Origin of the sequence: Nocardioides zhouii (assembly GCF_004137345.1) — a bacterium.
Lineage (GTDB): Bacteria > Actinomycetota > Actinomycetes > Propionibacteriales > Nocardioidaceae > Nocardioides > Nocardioides zhouii.
In genome coordinates this window covers 17,175-35,664 of the sequence record NZ_SDWV01000013.1, presented here as the reverse complement: position 1 = coordinate 35,664, position 18,490 = coordinate 17,175, and the positions used below count along the sequence as shown (strand labels likewise).

At 71.6% G+C, this 18,490-nt stretch carries 16 protein-coding genes; 10 read left to right on the top strand and 6 right to left on the bottom strand.

Going from position 1 to position 18,490, the window contains the following annotated elements:
* The first annotated feature begins 29 nt into the window (after nucleotides 1–29).
* The gene (locus EUA94_RS13505) at nucleotides 30–1,922 is read left to right on the top strand and encodes a penicillin-binding transpeptidase domain-containing protein (protein ID WP_207210547.1); all 1,893 of its coding nucleotides are present in this window, start codon (nucleotides 30–32) and stop codon (nucleotides 1,920–1,922) included.
* A 26-nt stretch (nucleotides 1,923–1,948) separates the two neighbouring features.
* On the opposite strand, the gene EUA94_RS13500 is transcribed toward EUA94_RS13505, so the two are convergent.
* Entirely contained in the window at nucleotides 1,949–2,623 is a 675-nt protein-coding gene (locus tag EUA94_RS13500; protein ID WP_242494863.1) for a spermidine synthase, read from the bottom strand.
* Between the two features lie 130 nt (nucleotides 2,624–2,753).
* Between EUA94_RS13500 and EUA94_RS13495 the strand changes: the two genes are divergently transcribed.
* The 3 genes from EUA94_RS13495 to EUA94_RS13485 all read left to right on the top strand — a co-directional run bounded on the left by EUA94_RS13495 (nucleotide 2,754) and on the right by EUA94_RS13485 (nucleotide 5,557).
* A complete protein-coding gene (locus EUA94_RS13495; protein ID WP_165356888.1) occupies nucleotides 2,754–3,623 on the top strand; it encodes a MerR family transcriptional regulator in 870 nt (289 codons plus the stop codon).
* Nucleotides 3,624–3,625: 2 nt separating this feature from the next.
* A complete protein-coding gene (locus tag EUA94_RS13490) occupies nucleotides 3,626–4,444 on the top strand; it encodes an alpha/beta fold hydrolase (RefSeq protein ID WP_129427408.1) in 819 nt (272 codons plus the stop codon).
* Between the two features lie 129 nt (nucleotides 4,445–4,573).
* The gene (locus tag EUA94_RS13485) at nucleotides 4,574–5,557 is read left to right on the top strand and encodes a hypothetical protein (protein WP_129427407.1); all 984 of its coding nucleotides are present in this window, start codon (nucleotides 4,574–4,576) and stop codon (nucleotides 5,555–5,557) included.
* Between the two features lie 16 nt (nucleotides 5,558–5,573).
* Here the strand turns inward: EUA94_RS13485 and EUA94_RS13480 are convergent, their stop codons facing one another.
* A complete protein-coding gene (locus EUA94_RS13480; protein WP_129427406.1) occupies nucleotides 5,574–7,283 on the bottom strand; it encodes a fumarate hydratase in 1,710 nt (569 codons plus the stop codon).
* A gap of 11 nt (nucleotides 7,284–7,294) precedes the next feature.
* Entirely contained in the window at nucleotides 7,295–7,681 is a 387-nt protein-coding gene (locus EUA94_RS13475) for a PLD nuclease N-terminal domain-containing protein (protein WP_129427405.1), read from the bottom strand.
* Between the two features lie 288 nt (nucleotides 7,682–7,969).
* Here EUA94_RS13475 and EUA94_RS13470 point away from each other — a divergent pair, with 288 nt between their 5' ends.
* The 4 genes from EUA94_RS13470 to EUA94_RS13455 all read left to right on the top strand — a co-directional run bounded on the left by EUA94_RS13470 (nucleotide 7,970) and on the right by EUA94_RS13455 (nucleotide 11,827).
* Complete coding sequence (locus tag EUA94_RS13470; protein ID WP_129427404.1) at nucleotides 7,970–9,094, top strand: ABC transporter substrate-binding protein; 1,125 nt, start codon at nucleotides 7,970–7,972, stop codon at nucleotides 9,092–9,094.
* Nucleotides 9,095–9,210: 116 nt separating this feature from the next.
* On the top strand, nucleotides 9,211–9,978 hold the full coding sequence (locus EUA94_RS13465) for an ABC transporter permease (protein WP_242494862.1): 768 nt from the start codon (nucleotides 9,211–9,213) through the stop codon (nucleotides 9,976–9,978).
* Nucleotides 9,975–10,772: an ABC transporter permease gene (locus EUA94_RS13460; protein WP_129427403.1), complete on the top strand. Its 798-nt coding sequence runs from the start codon at nucleotides 9,975–9,977 to the stop codon at nucleotides 10,770–10,772. Before EUA94_RS13465 ends, EUA94_RS13460 begins: the two co-directional genes overlap by 4 nt.
* Nucleotides 10,769–11,827, top strand: a complete 1,059-nt coding sequence (locus tag EUA94_RS13455) for an ABC transporter ATP-binding protein (protein ID WP_129427402.1) — start codon at nucleotides 10,769–10,771, stop codon at nucleotides 11,825–11,827. Before EUA94_RS13460 ends, EUA94_RS13455 begins: the two co-directional genes overlap by 4 nt.
* A 177-nt stretch (nucleotides 11,828–12,004) precedes the next feature.
* On the opposite strand, the gene EUA94_RS13450 is transcribed toward EUA94_RS13455, so the two are convergent.
* Complete coding sequence (locus EUA94_RS13450) at nucleotides 12,005–12,766, bottom strand: isocitrate lyase/PEP mutase family protein (protein WP_129427401.1); 762 nt, start codon at nucleotides 12,764–12,766, stop codon at nucleotides 12,005–12,007.
* 52 nt (nucleotides 12,767–12,818) lie between these two features.
* Here EUA94_RS13450 and EUA94_RS13445 point away from each other — a divergent pair, with 52 nt between their 5' ends.
* Both EUA94_RS13445 and EUA94_RS13440 read left to right on the top strand, forming a co-directional pair.
* Entirely contained in the window at nucleotides 12,819–13,949 is a 1,131-nt protein-coding gene (locus tag EUA94_RS13445; RefSeq protein WP_242494861.1) for an NAD(P)-binding domain-containing protein, read from the top strand.
* A 5-nt stretch (nucleotides 13,950–13,954) separates the two neighbouring features.
* On the top strand, nucleotides 13,955–14,599 hold the full coding sequence (locus EUA94_RS13440) for a DUF1707 SHOCT-like domain-containing protein (protein WP_129427400.1): 645 nt from the start codon (nucleotides 13,955–13,957) through the stop codon (nucleotides 14,597–14,599).
* Nucleotides 14,600–14,609: 10 nt separating this feature from the next.
* Here the strand turns inward: EUA94_RS13440 and EUA94_RS13435 are convergent, their stop codons facing one another.
* Nucleotides 14,610–16,280, bottom strand: a complete 1,671-nt coding sequence (locus EUA94_RS13435) for a glycoside hydrolase family 13 protein (RefSeq protein ID WP_129427399.1) — start codon at nucleotides 16,278–16,280, stop codon at nucleotides 14,610–14,612.
* A gap of 12 nt (nucleotides 16,281–16,292) precedes the next feature.
* Nucleotides 16,293–18,416 carry an alpha-galactosidase gene (locus EUA94_RS13430; RefSeq protein ID WP_129427398.1) on the bottom strand — a complete coding sequence of 708 codons (2,124 nt, stop codon included), beginning with the start codon at nucleotides 18,414–18,416 and terminating at the stop codon, nucleotides 16,293–16,295.
* Nucleotides 18,417–18,490: the final 74 nt, after the last annotated feature.

The window sequence follows — 18,490 nt, the reverse complement described above, 5'->3', positions numbered from 1 at the left end:
CCGAGCTCACGGGCTGGTTCGATGGACCTATGCGTGCACTCCGACTCGGGATCGGTCTGACCATGTCCGCCGTGCTCATCGGGACCGGCAGCGCCTGCTCGGTGCTCGGCGACGACTCCGGTCCTCCCGCCGCGGACGTCGCCGACGACCTCGCGGCCGCGCTCGGCCAGCACTCGCTCGGCGAGGTGCCGCTCACCGACGACGCCGATCGGCACGCCTTCGCCGAGCTGGTCTCCCCTCTGGTCGACGTGCCCGTCGCGGTCGAGGTCGCGGGTGTCGAGCAGGCCGAGGACGACATGTCGGCCACCGCCTCCCTGGCGTGGCGCTGGGACGTGACGGGCACCGGGCAGTGGGCGTACGAGACGACCGTGGAGCTCACCTCGACCGATTCGGGGTGGGAGGTCGACTGGACGCCGGAGTCGCTCGCCCCCGATGTGGTCGAGGGAGACACGCTCGGACTGAGGACGGTGACCCCGGTGCGGGGCGACATCGTCGGTGCCGATGGCGTGAAGCTGGTGACCGAGCGTCCGGTCCTGCGCTACGGCCTCGACAAGACCAAGGTCGGGGGCCCGCAGGTGGCCCGCAGCGCGCGTCGCATCGCCCGCATCCTCGAGGTGGACGCCGCGTCGTACGTCGAGCGCGCGGAGGAGATGGGCGCGGAGGCGTTCGTCGAGGCGCTGGTGCTGCGCGAGGACGACGCCCTCGAGGTGCTGCCGTCCTTCCGGAAGGTGCCGGGGGCACTCGCGGTGCGCGACACGCTCGCCCTCGCCCCGACGCGGGAGTTCGCGGCAGCCCTGCTCGGGCGGGTTGGCCCGGCGACGGCCGACATCGTGAAGGAGTCGGGCGGAACGATCGGCGCCAGCGACGAGGTCGGACTCTCCGGCCTGCAGGCGCGCTACGACGAGCAGCTGCGCGGTGTGCCGGGCACAGCGGTCGTCGCGCGCGACGACGAGGACGTGCTGCGCACGCTCCACGAGGCCCCGGCCACCGACGGCGCGGACCTGGTCACCACCCTCGACACCGACCTCCAGCAGAAGGCCGAGCAGGCGCTGGCCACCCTGGGCGAGGAGGGTCCGGCCAGTGCCCTGGTGGCGATCCGGCCGTCGGACGGCGCCATCCTCGCGACCGCGAACGGCACCGGGGCCGCCGGAGCCGACCTGGCCGACACCGGTCACTACGCCCCGGGCTCGACGTTCAAGGTCGTCTCGTCACTGGCGCTGCTGCGCAACGGCCTGGCGGTCGACGACGTGGTCTCCTGCCCCGCGACGACCGTCGTGGACGGCCGCTCGTTCAAGAACTACGACGACTACCCGTCCTCGGCGCTCGGCGACATCCCCTTCGTGCAGGCCATCGCGCAGTCGTGCAACACCGCCCTGATCGGCAACGCCGACCGCCTCGCCCCCGGCGACCTGACCGCCGCCGCGCAGGCGCTCGGGCTCGGCACGGACCACGACCTCGGCTTCCCGGTCTACTTCGGCCAGGTGCCGCCGCCGGAGACCGAGACCGGAGCCGCCGCCGACATGATCGGCCAGGGCACCGTTCTGGCCAGCCCGTTCGCGATGGCCACCGTCGCCGCGTCCGTCGCCGCCGGACGCACCGTGCTGCCGGTGCTGCTGCCCGAGCACGAGGTGCAGCAGGTAGAGCCCGACGTGCCGCTGACCCCGCAGGAGGCCGGCACCCTCCGCGGCCTGATGCGCGCGGTGGTGACGACGGGGTCGGGGCGGTTCCTGCTCGACGTACCCGGCGAGATCGGGGCCAAGACAGGCACGGCCGAGTACGGCGAGCCCGACGCGACCGGCGGCCTCCCGACCCACGCCTGGATGATCGCCACCCGCGGCGACCTGGCCGTGGCGGTGTTCGTCGAGACCGGCGTCTCCGGCTCGCAGACCGCAGGTCCGGTGCTCGAGGCGTTCCTGCGCTGACGGGTTGCCCCGGCTCCGCGGGTCGGTCAGCGTCGCGCGAGGTAGAGGAAGTACTCCTCCGGCCGGTCCTGCAGCAGCACGTCGTGGGCCTGCTCCTCGGCGTCCCCGAAGGCGGTGCGCATCGCGGCGAGGAGGGCCGGCGCCACGGCGGCCGACCAGACGACGAGCACCCCGCCCGGGCGCAGCAGGTCGCGGCAGCGCTCGAGGAACGCCGACCCGTAGACCGCCTCGTTGCCGTCGTGGACGAGGTAGCCCGGACCGTTGTCGACGTCGAGCAGCACCAGGTCGTACGTCGACCGCGCCTCGGCGATGGCCATCGCGATGTCCGCGTTGACCACCGACGCGCGCGCGTCGGCGAGGATCGCCGGCCCGTGGGGCACGGTGCCGTCGCGCATCCACTCGATCAGCGGCTCCTCGATCTCCACCACGACGGCACGCTCGACCCGCGCATCGGCCAGCACCCGCTGCAGGGTGAAGCCGAGGCCGAGCCCGCCGATCAGCACCGCGGTCGGCTCGTCGACGAGCCCGAGGGCCTGCGTGGCCAGCTCGATCTCGCTCGTGGTCTCGAGGGTGTCCATCACGAAGACCCCGTTGACGCGCAGCTCGAGCACGTCGGCGGCGGTCTCGGAGACCCGACGCCGCAGCACGAGCTCACCGCGCGCGGTCTCGGCGCGGGCGATCTCCGCGATGTCGGTGGTCACGCGCCCATCCTGCACGGCATCTGGCGCCACGGGCCCACCCCGGTGGTGTCGAACCCTTCCCCAGTTCGACGGGCTCGGAAGTGTTGTCCAAACCCTGCCCATGCGGGTCGCCAGGTCCTACCGTGAGTGGATGTACACCGTCGGTCGCGCCGCAGAGCTGACCGGCGTGCCCAGCACCACGTTGCGCAAGTGGGAGCAGCGCTACGGCGTGGTCGTGCCGCAGCGCTCGTCGGGCAACTACCGGCTCTACGACGACGAGGCCGTACGCCGGCTCAGCGTGATGCGCACCCTCGTCGACGCGGGCTGGTCCGCGCACGAGGCGGCGCAGCACGTGGTGGACGACACGTCGGCCGCGGAGGCGGAGATCGCCCGGCCCGAGCCGCCGGACGCCGACGCGCGCATGCGCGAGCTCGTTGCCTGCGCGGTGGACTTCGACGTCCCGCGTCTGGAGTGGCTGATCGCGGAGGCCTTCGACGCCGACGACCTCGCGACCACGGTCGACGAGTGGCTGCTGCCGTCGCTGGCGCACCTCGGCACGGCGTGGCAGCGAGGCGAGGTGTCGGTGGCCGGGGAGCACTTCGTGTCCGCCGCCGTGCACCGCAGGCTCGCAACGGCGTTCCAGTCCCTGGCGCCCACGTCGCATGGCGGAACGCGGGTGGTCGCCGGACTCCCGCGCGGTGCCCGGCACGAGCTCGGCGTCCTTGCCTTCTCCAGCGTGCTCCGCTCGCGGGGCGTGTCCGTCACCTATCTCGGCGGCGACCTGCCGCTCGAGGCGTGGGTCGGCGCCGTACGCCTCATCGCACCCGCGGCCGTCGTGCTCGCTGCACCGCTCGTCGAGGACCTTCCCGCTGTGCGCGAGGCGGTCGAGGCGCTGACGCCGTTCACGACCGTGCTGCTCGGTGGCGCACACCAGGACCTGGTCGACGGCGCGGAGCACCTCGGCCACCTGGCGGGCGCCGCAGCGTCGGCGCTGGCCGACCGTCTCGCGACGGCCTCCTGACCGTGCACTGGCCGTCGGCCGACGGGCGGGTGCTGCAGGGCTGGACCGGCGGCGATCCCGACGGACCGCTGGTGGCCGTGCTCCACGGCTGCCCGGACACCCGCCACGTCGCGATGACCGGGCACGACGCCGCCCGCGCGGCCGGCGTACGACTGCTCTGCGTGAACCGCCCGGGCTACGGCCGCTCCACCGCCCATGCCAGCACCCACGGCACCGTCGCCGACGACCTCGCGGAGGTCGCGACCGGGCTCGGTCACGAGCGGTTCGCGGTGCTCGGCATGTCGGTGGGCGGGGCGTACGCCGTCGCGTGCGCTGCCCGGCACCCCGACCGGGTGGCCGTGCTCGGGCTGGTCGCGACCCAACCGCCGGGCTCGCGCACCGAGCCGGTGGACGAGCTGGTGGCCGAGATGGCGCCGGAGTTCCTCGCCTGGCGCGCCGGCGTCGACCCCTCCGACCCGGACGACGACGCCTTGACCGCGCGCTGGCTGCCGATGCTCCCTCCGGCCGATGCCGCCCTCGTCGCGGCCCTCGGCCCGGCGGCGGTCGCTGCGTCGGTGCGCGAGGCCCTCGCCGTACCCGATGGCTACCTCCGCGACGCCGCCCTCTTCCACCGCCCGTGGCAGCACGCGCCTGCCGAGGTGCGGTGCGCCGTACGGGCGTGGTTCGGCGAGGACGACGACCGGACCGGAGCCGGAGCTGCCGCCGACCTGCTCGCCGGGTTCGCCGACGTCGAGGTCGTCGTACGCCCCCGCACCACCCACCTCGCCACCCTCGTCGCCCACTGGCCCGACGTGCTCGCCACGCTCCGCGACCTGACCTGACCTGCGGCCCCGGACGTGTGACGATCCGGCGGTCCAGGCCGCCGCTTCGCAGCACGTCCGGCGAACCGGCTCTCCACAGGTGCGTACGACGCTCTGGTGGCCACGGCCCGTGGTGCGGACCATCGGTGGATGGACGACTCCCTCGAGCCACGTGCGCTCCGGGCCCGCCGCATCGACCGGGCAGGTGCCAAGGCCGCTGAGCAGGGCGGAGTCATCAGCCTGATGCAGCTGCGCGACCACGGAGTCACCCGTCACCAGGTGCGCGCGCAGGTGTCCGCGCGACGGTGGCGACGAGTCCACAGCCAGGTCGTCGCGGTGCACACCGGCCCGCTCAGTGACATCGGAGCGCAGTGGGCGGCGGTGCTGGAAGGCGGGCCGCAGGCCTATCTCGATGGTGCTTCCGCCCTCATCGCCGAGGGCCTGACCGGCTTCACCTGGGACGCGGTGCGAGTGAGCGTCCCGATGGCGTCGCGCGCCAGGTCGGCACCGGGCCTGCTGGTCGTACGGACCAGGAGGTACGACCCGCGCGTCGTCGTGCCCTCCGGTGTGCCGCGAGCCAGGCCCGACGTCGCCGCGGTGCACGCAGCCCTGTGGGCGAAATCGGACAAGCAGGCTGTTCTGCTCATCACGATGGCGGTCCAGCAACGGCTCACGACGGCCGAACGGATCGGCCAGTCGCTCCTCTCGGTCCACCGTGACAAGCGCCGCAGGCTGTTGCACGCCGCGGTCCTAGACCTCCTCGACGGGGTGCGGTCCATCAGCGAGGCGGAGTTCGCCGCAGAGTGCCGCAAGCGCGGGCTGCCGAAGCCCTCACGCCAGGTCGTACGCCGGGGCAAGGACGGGACGTACTACCTCGACGTCTGCTGGGAGGAGTGGGGAGTGGTCGTCGAGATCGACGGCATCCAGCACTCGTGGGCGACGAACGTCGTCCAGGACGCCCTGCGTCACAACGACGTGACCCTCGACAACAGCGTGGTCCTCCGCCTCCCGCTGCTCGGGCTGAGGGTGGCGGCCGACGACTTCTTCGCCCAGATCGAGCGAGCGCTCCGCGATCGGGGTTGCCCCTTGGGCAGGACGTGTGACGATGCGGCGGACGGGACCGCCGCTTCGTAGCACGTCCCGACGAGGGCTACTCCGCGGAGCGGACCCGGATGCCGGCCCCCAGGAGAGAACTCAGCGGGACGGTCACGGCGCCCGACGGGTCGGTGAAGAAGTCGTTGCCCTTGTCGTCGACGACGATGAAGGCGGGGAAGTCCTCGACCTCGATCTTCCAGACCGCCTCCATGCCGAGCTCCTCGTACTCGAGCACGGACACGGACCGGATGCAGTCCTGCGCGAGGCGGGCGGCGGGGCCGCCGATGGAGCCGAGGTAGAAGCCGCCGTGGGCGTTGCATGCCTCGGTGACGACCTTGGAGCGGTTGCCCTTGGCGAGCATCACCATCGAGCCGCCGGCGGCCTGGAACTGCTCGACGTACGAGTCCATCCGGCCCGCGGTCGTCGGGCCGAAGGAGCCGGACGCCATGCCGGTCGGCGTCTTGGCCGGGCCGGCGTAGTAGACGGGGTGGTCCTTGAGGTACGCCGGCATCTCCTCGCCCGCGTCGAGCCGCTCCTTGATCTTGGCGTGCGCGATGTCGCGCGCCACGACGAGCGGGCCGGTCAGCGAGAGCCGGGTCTTCACGGGGTGCTTCGAGAGCTCCGCGAGGATGTCGGCCATCGGCTGGTTGAGGTCGACCTGCACGACCTCGCCGCCGGAGATGTCGTCGGAGACGCCGTCGGTGGGCATGTAGTGCGCCGGGTCGGTCTCGAGCTGCTCGAGGAAGACACCCTCCGTCGTGATCTTGCCCAGCGCCTGGCGGTCGGCCGAGCACGACACGGCGATCGCCACCGGGCACGACGCGCCGTGTCGGGGGAGCCGGACGACGCGTACGTCGTGGCAGAAGTACTTGCCGCCGAACTGTGCGCCGATCCCGAAGGACTGCGTGAGCTCGAAGACCTTCTCCTCCAGCTCGACGTCGCGGATGCCGTGCGCGGCCATCGAGCCCTCGGTCGGCAGGTCGTCGAGGTAGTGCGCGGACGCGTACTTGGCGGTCTTGAGCGCGAACTCCGCACTCGTGCCGCCGATGACGACGGCGAGGTGGTACGGCGGGCACGCGGCGGTGCCGAGGGAGCGGATCTTCTCGTCGAGGAACTCCATCAGCCGCGTCGGGTTGAGCACCGCCTTGGTCTCCTGGAAGAGGAACGACTTGTTGGCCGAGCCGCCGCCCTTGGCCATGAAGAGGAACTTGTACTCCGGGACGTCCTTCGCGGGCGTGGAGTAGAGCTCGATCTGGGCCGGCAGGTTGGTGCCGGTGTTCTTCTCCTCGAACGTCGTCAGCGGCGCGAGCTGGGAGTAGCGGAGGTTGAGCCGGGTGTACGCGTCGTACACGCCGCGGCTGATCGCCTCACCGTCGTCGGCGCCGGTGAGCACGCCCTCCGACTTCTTGCCCATCACGATCGCGGTGCCGGTGTCCTGGCACATCGGGAGCACGCCGCCGGCGGAGATGTTGACGTTCTTGAGCAGGTCGAGCGCGACGAAGCGGTCGTTGCCGGAGGCCTCGGGGTCGTCGATGATCTTGCGGAGCTGGGCGAGGTGGCCGGGCCGGAGGTAGTGGCTGATGTCGTGCATCGCCTCCTCGGTGAGCCGTCGGATCGCCTCGGGCTCCACCTGGAGGAAGGTCCGCCCACCGACGTCGACGGTCGAGACACCCTCGGTGGTGATCAGCCGGTAGGGGGTCTCCTCGGCGCCGTTGGAACCGGCGGTCGGGAGGATGTCGGAGTAGTGGAACTCAGCGGCGCTCACGGCTGCTGATGTTACGCGGGGTCCGCTTCCTCGCCTGAATCACCCTCGAGCTCGCGCTGCTTCTGCTCCCGTGCCTTGCGCCGCTGTTCCTCCGCACGCTCGCGCACCTTCTTGAGGAACGCCTCGTCCGCCGCCGGGTCGGCAGCCGCGAAGCGGCCGGGACGGTCGTACTCCGGGAACTCGCCGGCGCTCCGCTCGTGCGGGCCGTTGCGACGCGGGGTGCGTACGGGTCGACCGGCGGCCAGCCAGGCGACCGAGCCCACGAACGGGAAGAAGAGGATCAGCAGGATCCACCAGACCTTCGAGAGGTTGCGCACCTCGCCGTCACGGCTGGAGATGGCCTCGACCAGGCAGTAGACGCCGAGCACGAATGGGATGAGGAAGAGCAGCAGCCGCATCGACAAGACCCCCGCAGGTCGGCCCGTCCGGGGCCTTCGGGCGCCGGCGAACCTCGGGCGCGGCGGCAGCGTAACGCGGGGTGCGCGGCCGAGGAAGGGATTCCGGGGTAGCGATTCGGCCACGCTCCAGTAGCGCGATACGCAACGACGCATCACGTTGCTGTACCGGCCGTTCACGGGTCTGCCGCTCAACGGCCATTCGGGAGTAGCCTCCGATCCGACGGGACCGAGGAGGCTCCGCCCGGCACACCTTGCCGATCTCGGACAAGTGCACCTAGTGGAGGTCCAGTGAAAACCCGCAAGACACTCGCGTCCCTCGCCGTCCTGGCGACCCTCGCAGCGGCGGCCGGTTGTGCCGCGCCCGAGAAGGAGGCCGACACCACGACGGAGAGCGGTGTCGACGCGGCGACCGCGACGTCGGCCGAGGACTTCGGCAGCATGGACGACCTGATCAAGGCCGCCCAGGACGAAGGGGAGCTGAACGTCATCGCCCTCCCGCCGGACTGGGCCAACTACGGCGAGATGATCTCCACCTTCGAGGAGAAGTACGACATCAAGGTCAACTCCGACCAGCCGGACGGTGCGTCGCAGGACGAGATCAACGCCGCCAACGACCTCGCCGGCACTGACAAGGCTCCCGACGTCTTCGACCTCGGCCAGTCGGTCGCCCTGGCCAACACCGACATGTTCGCGCCCTACCAGGTGGAGACGTGGGACGACATCCCCACCGAGTTCAAGGACGCCGACGGCGCCTGGGTCAACGACTACGGCGGCTACATGTCCATCGGCTACGACTCGGCCAAGGTGCCCGACGTGACCTCTCTCCAGGACCTGCTCGGACCGGAGTTCAAGGGCGCTGTGGCGCTCAACGGTGACCCGACCCAGGCCGGCGCCGCGTTCAGCGGCGTGATGATGGCCGCGATCGCCAACGGCGGCTCCGCCGACGACATCGCACCGGGCGTGGACTTCTTCAGCGACCTGAAGAAGGCCGGCAACTTCCTGCCTGTCGACCCCGACTCCGGCACGATCGAGTCCGGCGCGACCCCTGTCGTCATCGACTGGGACTACCTGGGCGCGGCTGCCGCGGCCAACGTCGACACGTGGAAGACGGTCGTCCCCGAGGAGGCGGTGGTCGCGGGCTACTACTTCCAGGCCATCAACGCCGACGCCCCGCACCCGGCCGCCGCTCGCCTGTGGCAGGAGTTCCTCTACAGCGACGAGGGCCAGAACCTCTGGCTGAAGGGTGGTGCTCGTCCGGTCCGCGGTGACGCGATGGCCGAGGCCGGCACCATCGACGCCGACCTGTGGGGCGCCCTGCCCGAGGTGGGCGGCGAGCCCGTCATCCCGACCGACGACCAGACGGTCACTGCGGGCGAGTACCTCGCCGACAACTGGTCGAAGGTCATCAGCTGAGCACCACCGCTCCTGCAGAGGCAGGCACCGGCCGGCGGATCTCCGTCGGCCGGTACCTCGCCCTGCTGCCGTTCTTCGGATTTCTCACCGTCTTCCTCCTCGTCCCGACGATCACGGTGATCATCGGGGCGTTCCAGGACGGCGACACCGGCGCCTTCACGATGGGCAACATCGAGGCCCTGACGTCGTCGGCGGCGATCGACACGCTCCGCAAGAGCATCCTGCTGTCAGCGACCACCGCACTGCTGGGCGGCGTCCTCGGCGCCGTGCTGGCCTACCTGATCGTCTCGCTCGGGCCGCGCAGCATCGTCCGGCGTACGACGCTGTCGATCGCGGGCGTGCTCGCGCAGTTCGGCGGAGTGACGCTCGCGTTCGCCTGGATCTCGCTGCTCGGCTTCTCCGGGCTCCTCACCGAGGTCCTGCGCTCCGGACCGGGGATCGACATCTACGGCGCCGGCTGGCTCTACGGGCTCAAGGGCCTGATCGTCGTCTACACCTACTTCCAGGTGCCCCTCATGGTGATCGTGTTCACCCCGGCGCTCGAGGGGCTCCGGCCGCAGCTCAAGGAGGCGGCCGTCAACCTCGGCGCCACCAACCTCCAGTACTGGCGGATGGTCGGGATCCCGCTCCTGACGCCTGCCTTCCTGGGCTCGGTGCTGCTGCTGTTCGCCAACGCGTTCGCGGCGTACGCCACCGCGGCCGTGCTGGTCAGTCAGGGCAACCCGATCGTGCCCCTGCTCATCCGCTCGGCGCTCACCAGTGAGGTCCTGCTCGGTCAGCAGAACCTCGGCTTCGCGCTCGCCCTCGAGATGATCGTCGTCGTCGCGATCGTCATGGCCCTCTACGCCCTCCTGCTCCGTCGTACGTCGAAGTGGCTGCGATGAAGGCCGGGGGCGGGTTCCGCATCGTCCGGGCCGTGCTGCTCGGCCTGTTCGCGCTCTACTTCTTCCTGCCGCTGATCTCGATGGCCAACTTCAGCGTGCAGGGCAAGGGTCCGCTCAAGGGCACCATCACGTTCCACTACTACGCCGAGCTCGTCCGCAACGAGGACCTGCGGAGCGCGATCATCTCCTCGCTCCTGCTCGCGGTGCTCACCGTCGTCCTGATGGTCGTGCTGCTGGTGCCGACGATGATCTGGGTCCGGCTCCGCACGCCCGGGCTGAGCCGGCTCGTGGAGTTCCTGTGCCTGCTCCCGCTGACCGTGCCGCCGCTGGTGATCGTGGTCGGCATCTCCAACGTCTACACCTGGGTCAACTACCTGCTGGGCGACTCCCCGCAGGTGCTCGCCTTCGCGTACGTCGTGCTGGTGCTGCCCTACTCCTACCGGTCCATCGACTCGGCGCTCTCGGCCATCGATGTGGCGACGCTCGCGGAGGCGGCCCGCTCGCTGGGGGCCAACTGGCTGACCGTGATCACCCGGATCGTGCTGCCCAACATCGTCAGCGGCGTACTCGGTGCGGCCTTCATCACGATCGCCCTGGTGCTCGGCGAGTACGTGTTCGCCTCGCTCCTGCACTACGACACGATGCCGGTCGCCCTCGCCGCCATCTACAAGTCCGAGACCTCGACGGCGATCGCGGGCGGCTTCGCCTCGATCGTGGTCATCTCGCTGCTGCTCCTCGGGCTCTCGTTCTTCAACCGCAACCAGGCGCCCGACGTCGGAGGACAGAAGGAATGACCCACACCCAGGCACGACCCGAGGCCGGGCTCGCCGTCGAGCTCACCGACCTGACCCGCGTCTACGGCCAGGTGCGCGCCCTCGACGGCCTCACCCTGCACCTCGCACCGGGCGAGCTGGTGGCGTTGCTGGGCCCTTCCGGCTGCGGCAAGACCACGGCGCTGCGCATCCTCGCGGGGCTCGACCAGCCCACGTCCGGCCGCGTCGAGGTCGGCGGCAAGGACCTGACCAGGGTGTCGGCCAACAAGCGCGACATGGGGATGGTGTTCCAGGCCTACAGCCTGTTCCCGCACATGACCGTCATCGACAACGTCGCCTTCGGCCTCAAGCTCCGGCGCAAGGACGGTGCCGCCCGCCGTACGCGCGCGGGGGACATGCTCGACCTCGTCGGGCTCGGCGAGCACGCCGACCGCTACGCCCACCAGCTCTCCGGCGGCCAGCAGCAGCGGGTCGCGCTCGCCAGGGCGCTCGCGATCGAGCCGTCGGTCCTGCTCCTCGACGAGCCGCTGTCGGCGCTCGACGCCAAGGTGCGCGTCCAGCTGCGTGACGAGATCCGGCGAGTCCAGATCGAGGTCGGCACCACGACGCTGTTCGTCACGCACGACCAAGAGGAGGCGCTCGCCGTCGCCGACCGGGTTGGCGTCATGAACGCCGGCCACCTCGAGCAGCTGGCGCCGCCCGCTGACCTCTACTCCGCCCCCGCCAGCCGGTTCGTCGGCGAGTTCGTCGGACTGAGCAACCGGTTGCCGGCCGAGGTCCAGGGCGATGTGGCCTCGGTCCTGGGCCAGAACGTCCCGGTGCTGCCCGGGTCGGCCACGGGGTCGGGCACCGCCCTCGTCCGCCCCGAGTGCGTGTCGGTCGTCGCCGACGAGGCCGGTCAGGCCCGGGTCACGACCGTCCAGTTCCTGGGACCGCTGTCGCGGGTCACCTGCACCCTCGCCGACGGGACGGACGTGATCGCCCAGCTCGCCAGCTCGGACGCGCTGCGGCTCCAGCCCGGAGACGCCGTACGCCTCGAGGTGGCGCCGACCGCCGTGCTCGTCGTCGCCGGCTGAGCCCCGCCATCGTCGGCCACGAGCGGTGATGGAGCCACCTTTCGCGGCTGCAGACTGTGGCTGGACCACCGCCCGGTGCGCGCCGTACGGCGACACGCCGGTCGGCGGTGATGGAGCCACGCTCCTGGCGCGCGGACTGTGGCTGGACCACCGCTCGACAGGTGGCGTGACGAAGACCTACTTCCAGGGCGCGACCAGCGCGGCCAGGTCCGGCGCGAGCTCCTTCTGGAGCAGCGGGCCGAACGTCACCCGGTGCACGCCCATGGACTGCAGGTCCTCCAGCGAGCCGGCGGCCGAGCCCTTGCGCGGGTTGGCGATCACGTTGACCGGTCCGGAGAGGGCGTCGAGCAGGCGCTGGAGCGACTCAGCGTCGGGGGCGCCGACGGGATAGGTGCAGCGCGCACCTGCTTCCTCGCATGCGAGCAGCCGGGTGATCGCCTCGGCGACCGGGTCCTCGAACAGGTCCTTCTTGATGAACGCGTCCGTGCGGGCGTTCACCACGAGGTCGACGCCGGCAGCGTCCGACGCCTGACGCAACCCGCCGATGTACTCGGCGTGCTCGGCCACCGAGCGCAGCCGACCGCCCTCGGAGTGCACGGTGTCCTCGATGTTGAGCCCGACGGCTCCGGCCTCGAGCAGGCGCTCGACCAGCTCGGCAGGATCCGCGCCGTAGCCGGCCTCCATGTCGGCGGTCACCGGCACGTCGGGCACGGCGGAGCAGATGCGGCGTACGCCGTCGAGGGCGTCGTCGAGCGTCATGTCCTCGTTATCGCCCTGGCCGCGTGAGTCGGCCAGGGGGTGGCTGCCGATGCTGAGGGCGGCGAATCCGGCGTCCGCGACGGCGCGGGCGGACCAAGCGTCCCAGACGTTGGGCAGGACCAGCGTGGTCCCGGTGTGGTGGAGCTCGAGCAGGGTGGTGGCGCGAGTGGCGATGTCCATGTGGTCGAGGCTGCCACGTCTGTGGTCACGGGCATAGACGCACCGACACAGCATGGACGCACTGGGTTGGTGTTCAAGCGCTCGATTCGGGGCCCTGTCGGCCCGCTGGCGCTCGCGGACAGGTCCCCGCTCTCAGGCCGGACTCGCCGCGTCGTACTTCCTGCGCCAGCGCGGGATCGACCACGTCGTGCTCGGCGCCAACCCGCGCCCCGGCGGCGCCTGGCAGCACCGATGGGCGTCGCTGGGCATGGCCGACGTGCACGGTGTCGCCGACCTGCCGGGGTCGACCGCGCCCGAGCGTTCGGCGCTCGCCGCGAATGTCGTCGTCCCCGACTACTTCGACGACTACGAGCGATGCCACGACCTGCCCGTCGTACGACCGGTGCGGGTCGACCGGGTCGAGAACGACGGCGACCTCCTGGTCGTCCGGACCGGCGAACGCACATGGCACACGCGCACGCTCGTCAACGCGACGGGCACGTGGACGCGTCCGTTCGTGCCGTTCTACCCCGGCATCGCATCGTTCGAGGGGGAGCAGGTGCACACCGCGCACTACCCCGGTGCCGCGCACTTCCGCGGCCTGCGGGTCCTCGTCGTGGGCGGTGGCGCCTCGGCCGTGCAGTTCCTCGGCGAGCTCGCGCCCGTGACCGACACCCTGTGGGTCACCCGTCGGCCGCCGGTCTGGCGCGAGGAGTTCGACGCCTCCGCCGGTCTGGCCGCCGTGACCGCGGTCGAGGAGCGCGTACGCCGCGGGCTCCCGCCGGCGTCCGTGGTCAGCGTGACGGGGCTCGCGCTGCGCCCCCAGGAGCAGGAAGCGGCCCGGCTGCCGTTCAAGCGCTCGATTCGGCGCCCTGTCGGCTCGCTGGCGCTCGCGGACAGGTCGCCGCTCTCAGGCCACCGGCTTCCGACCCGCGGTCGACCACCTCGCCCCGCTCGGGCTGCGCACCACCGAGGGCGGGATCGCGCTCGAGGGCGTCCGCGGCAACGTGCAGGGGGCGACGACGTCGGTCGTCGACCCGCGCGTGCAGCTGGTGGGCTACGGCCCGTCGGCGAGCACGATCGGTGCCTCGCGGGCCGGCCGCCAGGCGGCGCTGGCCGTGTCGCGGGTGCTGGCGTCGGCGGAGGTCGAGCGGGCGTGCTGACGGGCGTCACGGATGCCGGGGGTCGGTCCTCGCTATCCTGAGCCGCATGGGGGAGATCGAGAACCGGCCACCTGACCCGTCGCTGCTGCGGATCTCGGACAACGACCGCCAGAAGGTGGCCGAGGTGCTCCGCGAGGCCGCCGGCGAGGGCCGCATCGACCTGGAGGAGCTCGACGAGCGCCTCGAGCTGGCGTGGGGCGCGAAGACGTACGCCGACCTGGTGCCCATCACCGCCGACCTCCACCTGCCCGCGCACCCGCTGCCGGCGGCCGCGCCCGCCCGGCGTACGCCGACCGGGTTGCCGACCTCTGCCCACGCCTCGTCGACCGCGATCATGGGCGAGTGCAAGCGGCAGGGCGTCTGGGCGGTGCCCGAGCACCACAGCGCGTTCGCCCTGATGGGGTCGGTCGTGATCGACCTCCGTCAGGCCCAGCTGTCGTCGCACGACACGCAGATCAACGCCAGCACGATCATGGGCGAGGTCAAGATCATCGTGCCCGCCCACCTCAACGTGGTGATCGACGGAACTCCGATCATGGGCGAGTTCGGCCACGGCAAGGACAAGGTGCCCGCCGAGATCGGCCCGGACTCACCGACGATCCGCGTGCGTGGCATGGCGATGATGGGCTCGGTGACGGTGCAGCGCCAGCCCGCGCCGGGCACGCCGAAGAAGTTCATCGGCACCTACTGACGCAGGCCGGTCAGCGCCGCAGGACCAGCGCCTGCCACGGCTCGAGCCGGCCCGACCACCCGTCGTCGTTCGTGGGCTCGACGTTGTCCAGGAGGACCTCCGCGTCGGCCCAGTCTGCGAGATCGAGGTCGGGCTGCACCGGCTCCCCGGAGAAGTTGGCGAGGACCAGGAGCTCGACGTCGTCGAGGGAGCGCGTGAACGCGTAGACCACCTCGTCGTCGGGCAGCAGCATCGTGAAGTCGCCGTGCGCCACGACCGGCACGGTGTGCCGGAGCTCGATCAGTCGCCGGTAGTGGTGGAACACCGAGTGCTCGTCGGCGATCGCGGCCGCGGCGTTGACCTCCGGGTGGTGCGGGTCCACGGGCAGCCACGGGTCGCCGGTGGTGAAGCCGGCGTGCGGGGAGTCGTCCCACTGCACAGGCGTACGGGCGTTGTCGCGGCCGCGCGAGCGCAGTGACGCGAGCACGTGCTCGGGGTCGGCGCCGAGACCGACAGCCTGGGCGTAGTGGTTCAACGACTCGATGTCGCGGAACTCGTCGATGCCGCCGAACGGGTGGTTCGTCATCCCGAGCTCCTCGCCCTGGTAGACGTACGGCGTCCCGCGGTGCAGGTGCAGCACGGTGCCGAGCAGCTTCGCCGAGCGGACGCGCCAGGGGCCGTCGTCACCGAAGCGGGAGACTGCGCGGGGCTGGTCGTGGTTGTTCCAGTAGAGCGAGTTCCAGCCGACGTCCGCGAGGCCTGCCTGCCAGCGGCCGAGCACGGCCTTGAGGGCGGGCAGCCGGAACGGGATCAGGTCCCACTTGGTCTCCGCGTGGTCGATGCCGACGTGCTCGAAGGTGAAGACCATGTCCACCTCGGCCCGGTCGGGGTCGGTGAAGAGCCGCGCCTGCTCGACAGTCGTGCCCGGCATCTCGCCGACGGTGAGGATCTTGCGGTCGCGTCCGGCCAGCACCTCGCGGTGCATCTCGGCGAGGAACTCGTGGACGCGGGGTCCGTTGACGATCCCGTCGGGCAGCGCCGGGTCCTTGGAGATCAGGTTGATGACGTCCATCCGGAACCCGTCGACCCCGCGGTCGAGCCACCAGCGCATCATCGAGTAGATCGCCTCGCGGACAACGGGGTTCTCCCAGTTGAGGTCGGGCTGCTTCCGGGAGAACACGTGCAGGTAGTACTCGCCGCTCGCCTCGTCGTACTCCCAGGCGGATCCCGAGAAGACGCTCGCCCAGTCGTTCGGCTCGGCGCCGGGCGTACCGCCGGCCATGCCCTCGCGCGGCGGCAGCCACCAGTACCAGTCCCGCTTCGGGTTGTCGGGCGAGGACCGGGACTCCTCGAACCACGCGTGCTCGTCGCTGGTGTGGTTGACGACGAGGTCCATCATCAGCCGCATGCCGCGCGCGTGCAGCGCCGCCACCAGGTCGTCGATGTCAGCCAGCGTGCCGAAGGTCGGGCCGATGTCCTGGTAGTCGCTGATGTCGTAGCCGGCGTCGTCCTGCGGCGACCGGTAGACCGGCGACAGCCACACGACGTCCACGCCGAGCAGCTCGAGGTGGTCGAGGCAGTCGATCAGTCCGCGCAGGTCCCCGATGCCGTCGCCGTCGGAGTCGGCGAAGCTGCGCGGGTAGACCTGGTAGACCACCGCGGTGCGCCACCAGTCGTCGTTGCCGTCCATCGTGAGAGCCATCGTCCTACCTTGTCAGCCGAGCTGCTCGACGTGCACGAGGGTGACCGTCTCCGGGCGCCGGCGCGGGATCCAGTAGCCGCGGGTGCCGAGCACCGCGCCCAGCACCTCGACCTCCTCGGTCGGGCCGCCGCGCGACAGCTCGACGGACCGGCTCGTCGCCCTGCGGTCGACGGGGCCGACCCACCGCAGCGCGTACGACGCGTCGGGCACGAGGCCGGGCACGCGCACCGTCGTGCCGCGGTTGCTCGCCGACTCGTCCATCTGCACGTGGGCGAGGAGGGCCTGGTCGCCGTCGGCCGACACGACGCCGTGGAGCAGCACCGCGGGGTCCGACGACTCCGGGCGTACGAGCCGTCCGGAGTGCAGCAGGGGGCGGAACTGCTTGTGCAGCTCGACCCACGCGGCCAGCGCCGACAGCTCGTCCTCCGAGGCCGTGCTGAGGTCCCACTCGACGCCGAAGGCACCGAACATCGCGGTCGCCGCCCGGAAGTCGAGCGGCAGCGTGCGACCGGTCTGGTGGGCGACCGGCGAGCTCACGTGGGCGCCGAGGTACTCCGGCGCGACGAGCTGGGCGGTCCACCGCTGGATGTGCTGGCGGGCGAGCGCGTCGGTCATGTCGGAGGTCCACACCCGCTGGGTGCGCTCGAGCACGCCCAGGTCGATCCGGCCGCCGCCGGACGCGCAGGACTCCCAGTCGATGTCGGGGTGTAGCTCGCGCAACGAGTCGAGCATCCGGTAGAACGCGTGGGTCTGGTCACGCGCCGCGGACGCCCCGCCGCGGACGGCACTCCCGGCGTCGAGCAGCTCACGGTTGTGGTCCCACTTGACGTAGTCGACCGGTGCCGACTCGAGCACCTGGTGGACGTGGTCGTGGACGTGCTGCCACACCTCCGGCCGCGACAGGTCGAGGACGAGCTGGCTGCGATGCAGCTGCGGCACCCGCGCGCCCGTCGCCAGGATCCAGTCGGGGTGGGCGCGGTAGAGCTCGGAGTCGGGGTTGACCATCTCGGGCTCGAACCACAGCCCGAACTGCATGCCGAGGGAGCGCACGTGCTCGGCGATCGGCGTCAGGCCCTCGGGCCACACCTCGTGGTCGACCCACCAGTCGCCCAGCCCGGCGGTGTCGTCGCGGCGGCCGTGGAACCAGCCGTCGTCCAGCACGAACCGCTCGATGCCGACGCGGGCCGCGCGGTCGGCGATCTCGCGCAGTCGCGGCAGGTCGTGGTCGAACCACACGGCCTCCCACACGTTGAGCACCACTGGCTGGTGCTGCGGGTGCGCGGGCCACGAGCGCTCGTACGTGTGGAACGCCGACGCCAACCCGTCGAGTCCCTCCTCCGAGGCGCCGAAGACGACCCACGGCGTCGCGTAGTCGTCGCCCTGCTCGAGCACCACCTCGCCGGGCTGCAGCAGCTCGCCGCCGCCGAGGGTCGTGCCGAGGTCGGGGGACCGCTCGACCCGGAAGGAGCTGTTGCCGCTCCACGCGACGTGCGCGCCGAGGACCGTGCCGGTGCGGGTGCCGAAGCCGGCCGTGCCGAGCACGGCGAGGGTGGCGCCGCCGAGGCCCGGGCGCCCCTCGCGGCCCTCGCGCACCCAGAGCCCGTCGGTGATCGCGTGCCGCTGCGGGGTGCGCTCGCCCTCGTGGCGCCCGGTGAAGTCGAGCAGCTCGACCAGGTCGTCGGCTGCCGGGAGGACGACGTCGAGCGCGGCCAGGTGATAGCTGCCGGTCCCGGTGCTGGTGAGGGTGTGGCGGGCCCGCAGCAGCCCACCGGGCAGTGCCTCGAGCTCGGCGGTCAGCTCGAGCCCGGCCGCGGCGTCAGTGGCGCGCACCACCAGTCGTTCGTCGGACTCACTCACCTCGTCGACCGTGAAGCGGGTCGACCAGGCCGCGTCGGAGCCCGGGGCGTCCACCCGGTGCCCGATGAGGTGCGGCCGGGTGAACAGCTCGTGGGCGTGCTCGCCGAGCAGCGGCACTCCCGGCCCGCGGAACGTCGAGGGGTAGCCACCCGGTGCGGCCGTCGCGGACGTCGTGACGCCCGCCCACAGGATCCGCGGGAGGAGGTCACCGCTGGCCCTGGGGTCGAGCTCAAGGGTCAGCTGCGGTGACCCGTCGAGGCTTCGGGAAGGGAAGAGCATTGATCGCTTCCTGCTCGTCTCGGCTGGTCATGTCGGTTGCGCGTCAGGACGCACGTACGCCGCCCGGCGACACG

Coding starts and splice junctions, on each gene's coding strand:
- EUA94_RS13485 (WP_129427407.1), top strand. CDS start 4,574: ATGGACGACTCCCTCGAGCCACGTGCGCTCCGGGCCCGCCGCATCGAC.
- EUA94_RS13445 (WP_242494861.1), top strand. CDS start 12,819: ATGGACGCACTGGGTTGGTGTTCAAGCGCTCGATTCGGGGCCCTGTCG.
- EUA94_RS13475 (WP_129427405.1), bottom strand. CDS start 7,681: ATGCGGCTGCTGCTCTTCCTCATCCCATTCGTGCTCGGCGTCTACTGC.
- EUA94_RS13435 (WP_129427399.1), bottom strand. CDS start 16,280: ATGGCTCTCACGATGGACGGCAACGACGACTGGTGGCGCACCGCGGTG.
- EUA94_RS13460 (WP_129427403.1), top strand. CDS start 9,975: ATGAAGGCCGGGGGCGGGTTCCGCATCGTCCGGGCCGTGCTGCTCGGC.
- EUA94_RS13455 (WP_129427402.1), top strand. CDS start 10,769: ATGACCCACACCCAGGCACGACCCGAGGCCGGGCTCGCCGTCGAGCTC.
- EUA94_RS13430 (WP_129427398.1), bottom strand. CDS start 18,416: ATGCTCTTCCCTTCCCGAAGCCTCGACGGGTCACCGCAGCTGACCCTT.
- EUA94_RS13505 (WP_207210547.1), top strand. CDS start 30: ATGCGTGCACTCCGACTCGGGATCGGTCTGACCATGTCCGCCGTGCTC.
- EUA94_RS13450 (WP_129427401.1), bottom strand. CDS start 12,766: ATGGACATCGCCACTCGCGCCACCACCCTGCTCGAGCTCCACCACACC.
- EUA94_RS13440 (WP_129427400.1), top strand. CDS start 13,955: ATGGGGGAGATCGAGAACCGGCCACCTGACCCGTCGCTGCTGCGGATC.
- EUA94_RS13495 (WP_165356888.1), top strand. CDS start 2,754: ATGTACACCGTCGGTCGCGCCGCAGAGCTGACCGGCGTGCCCAGCACC.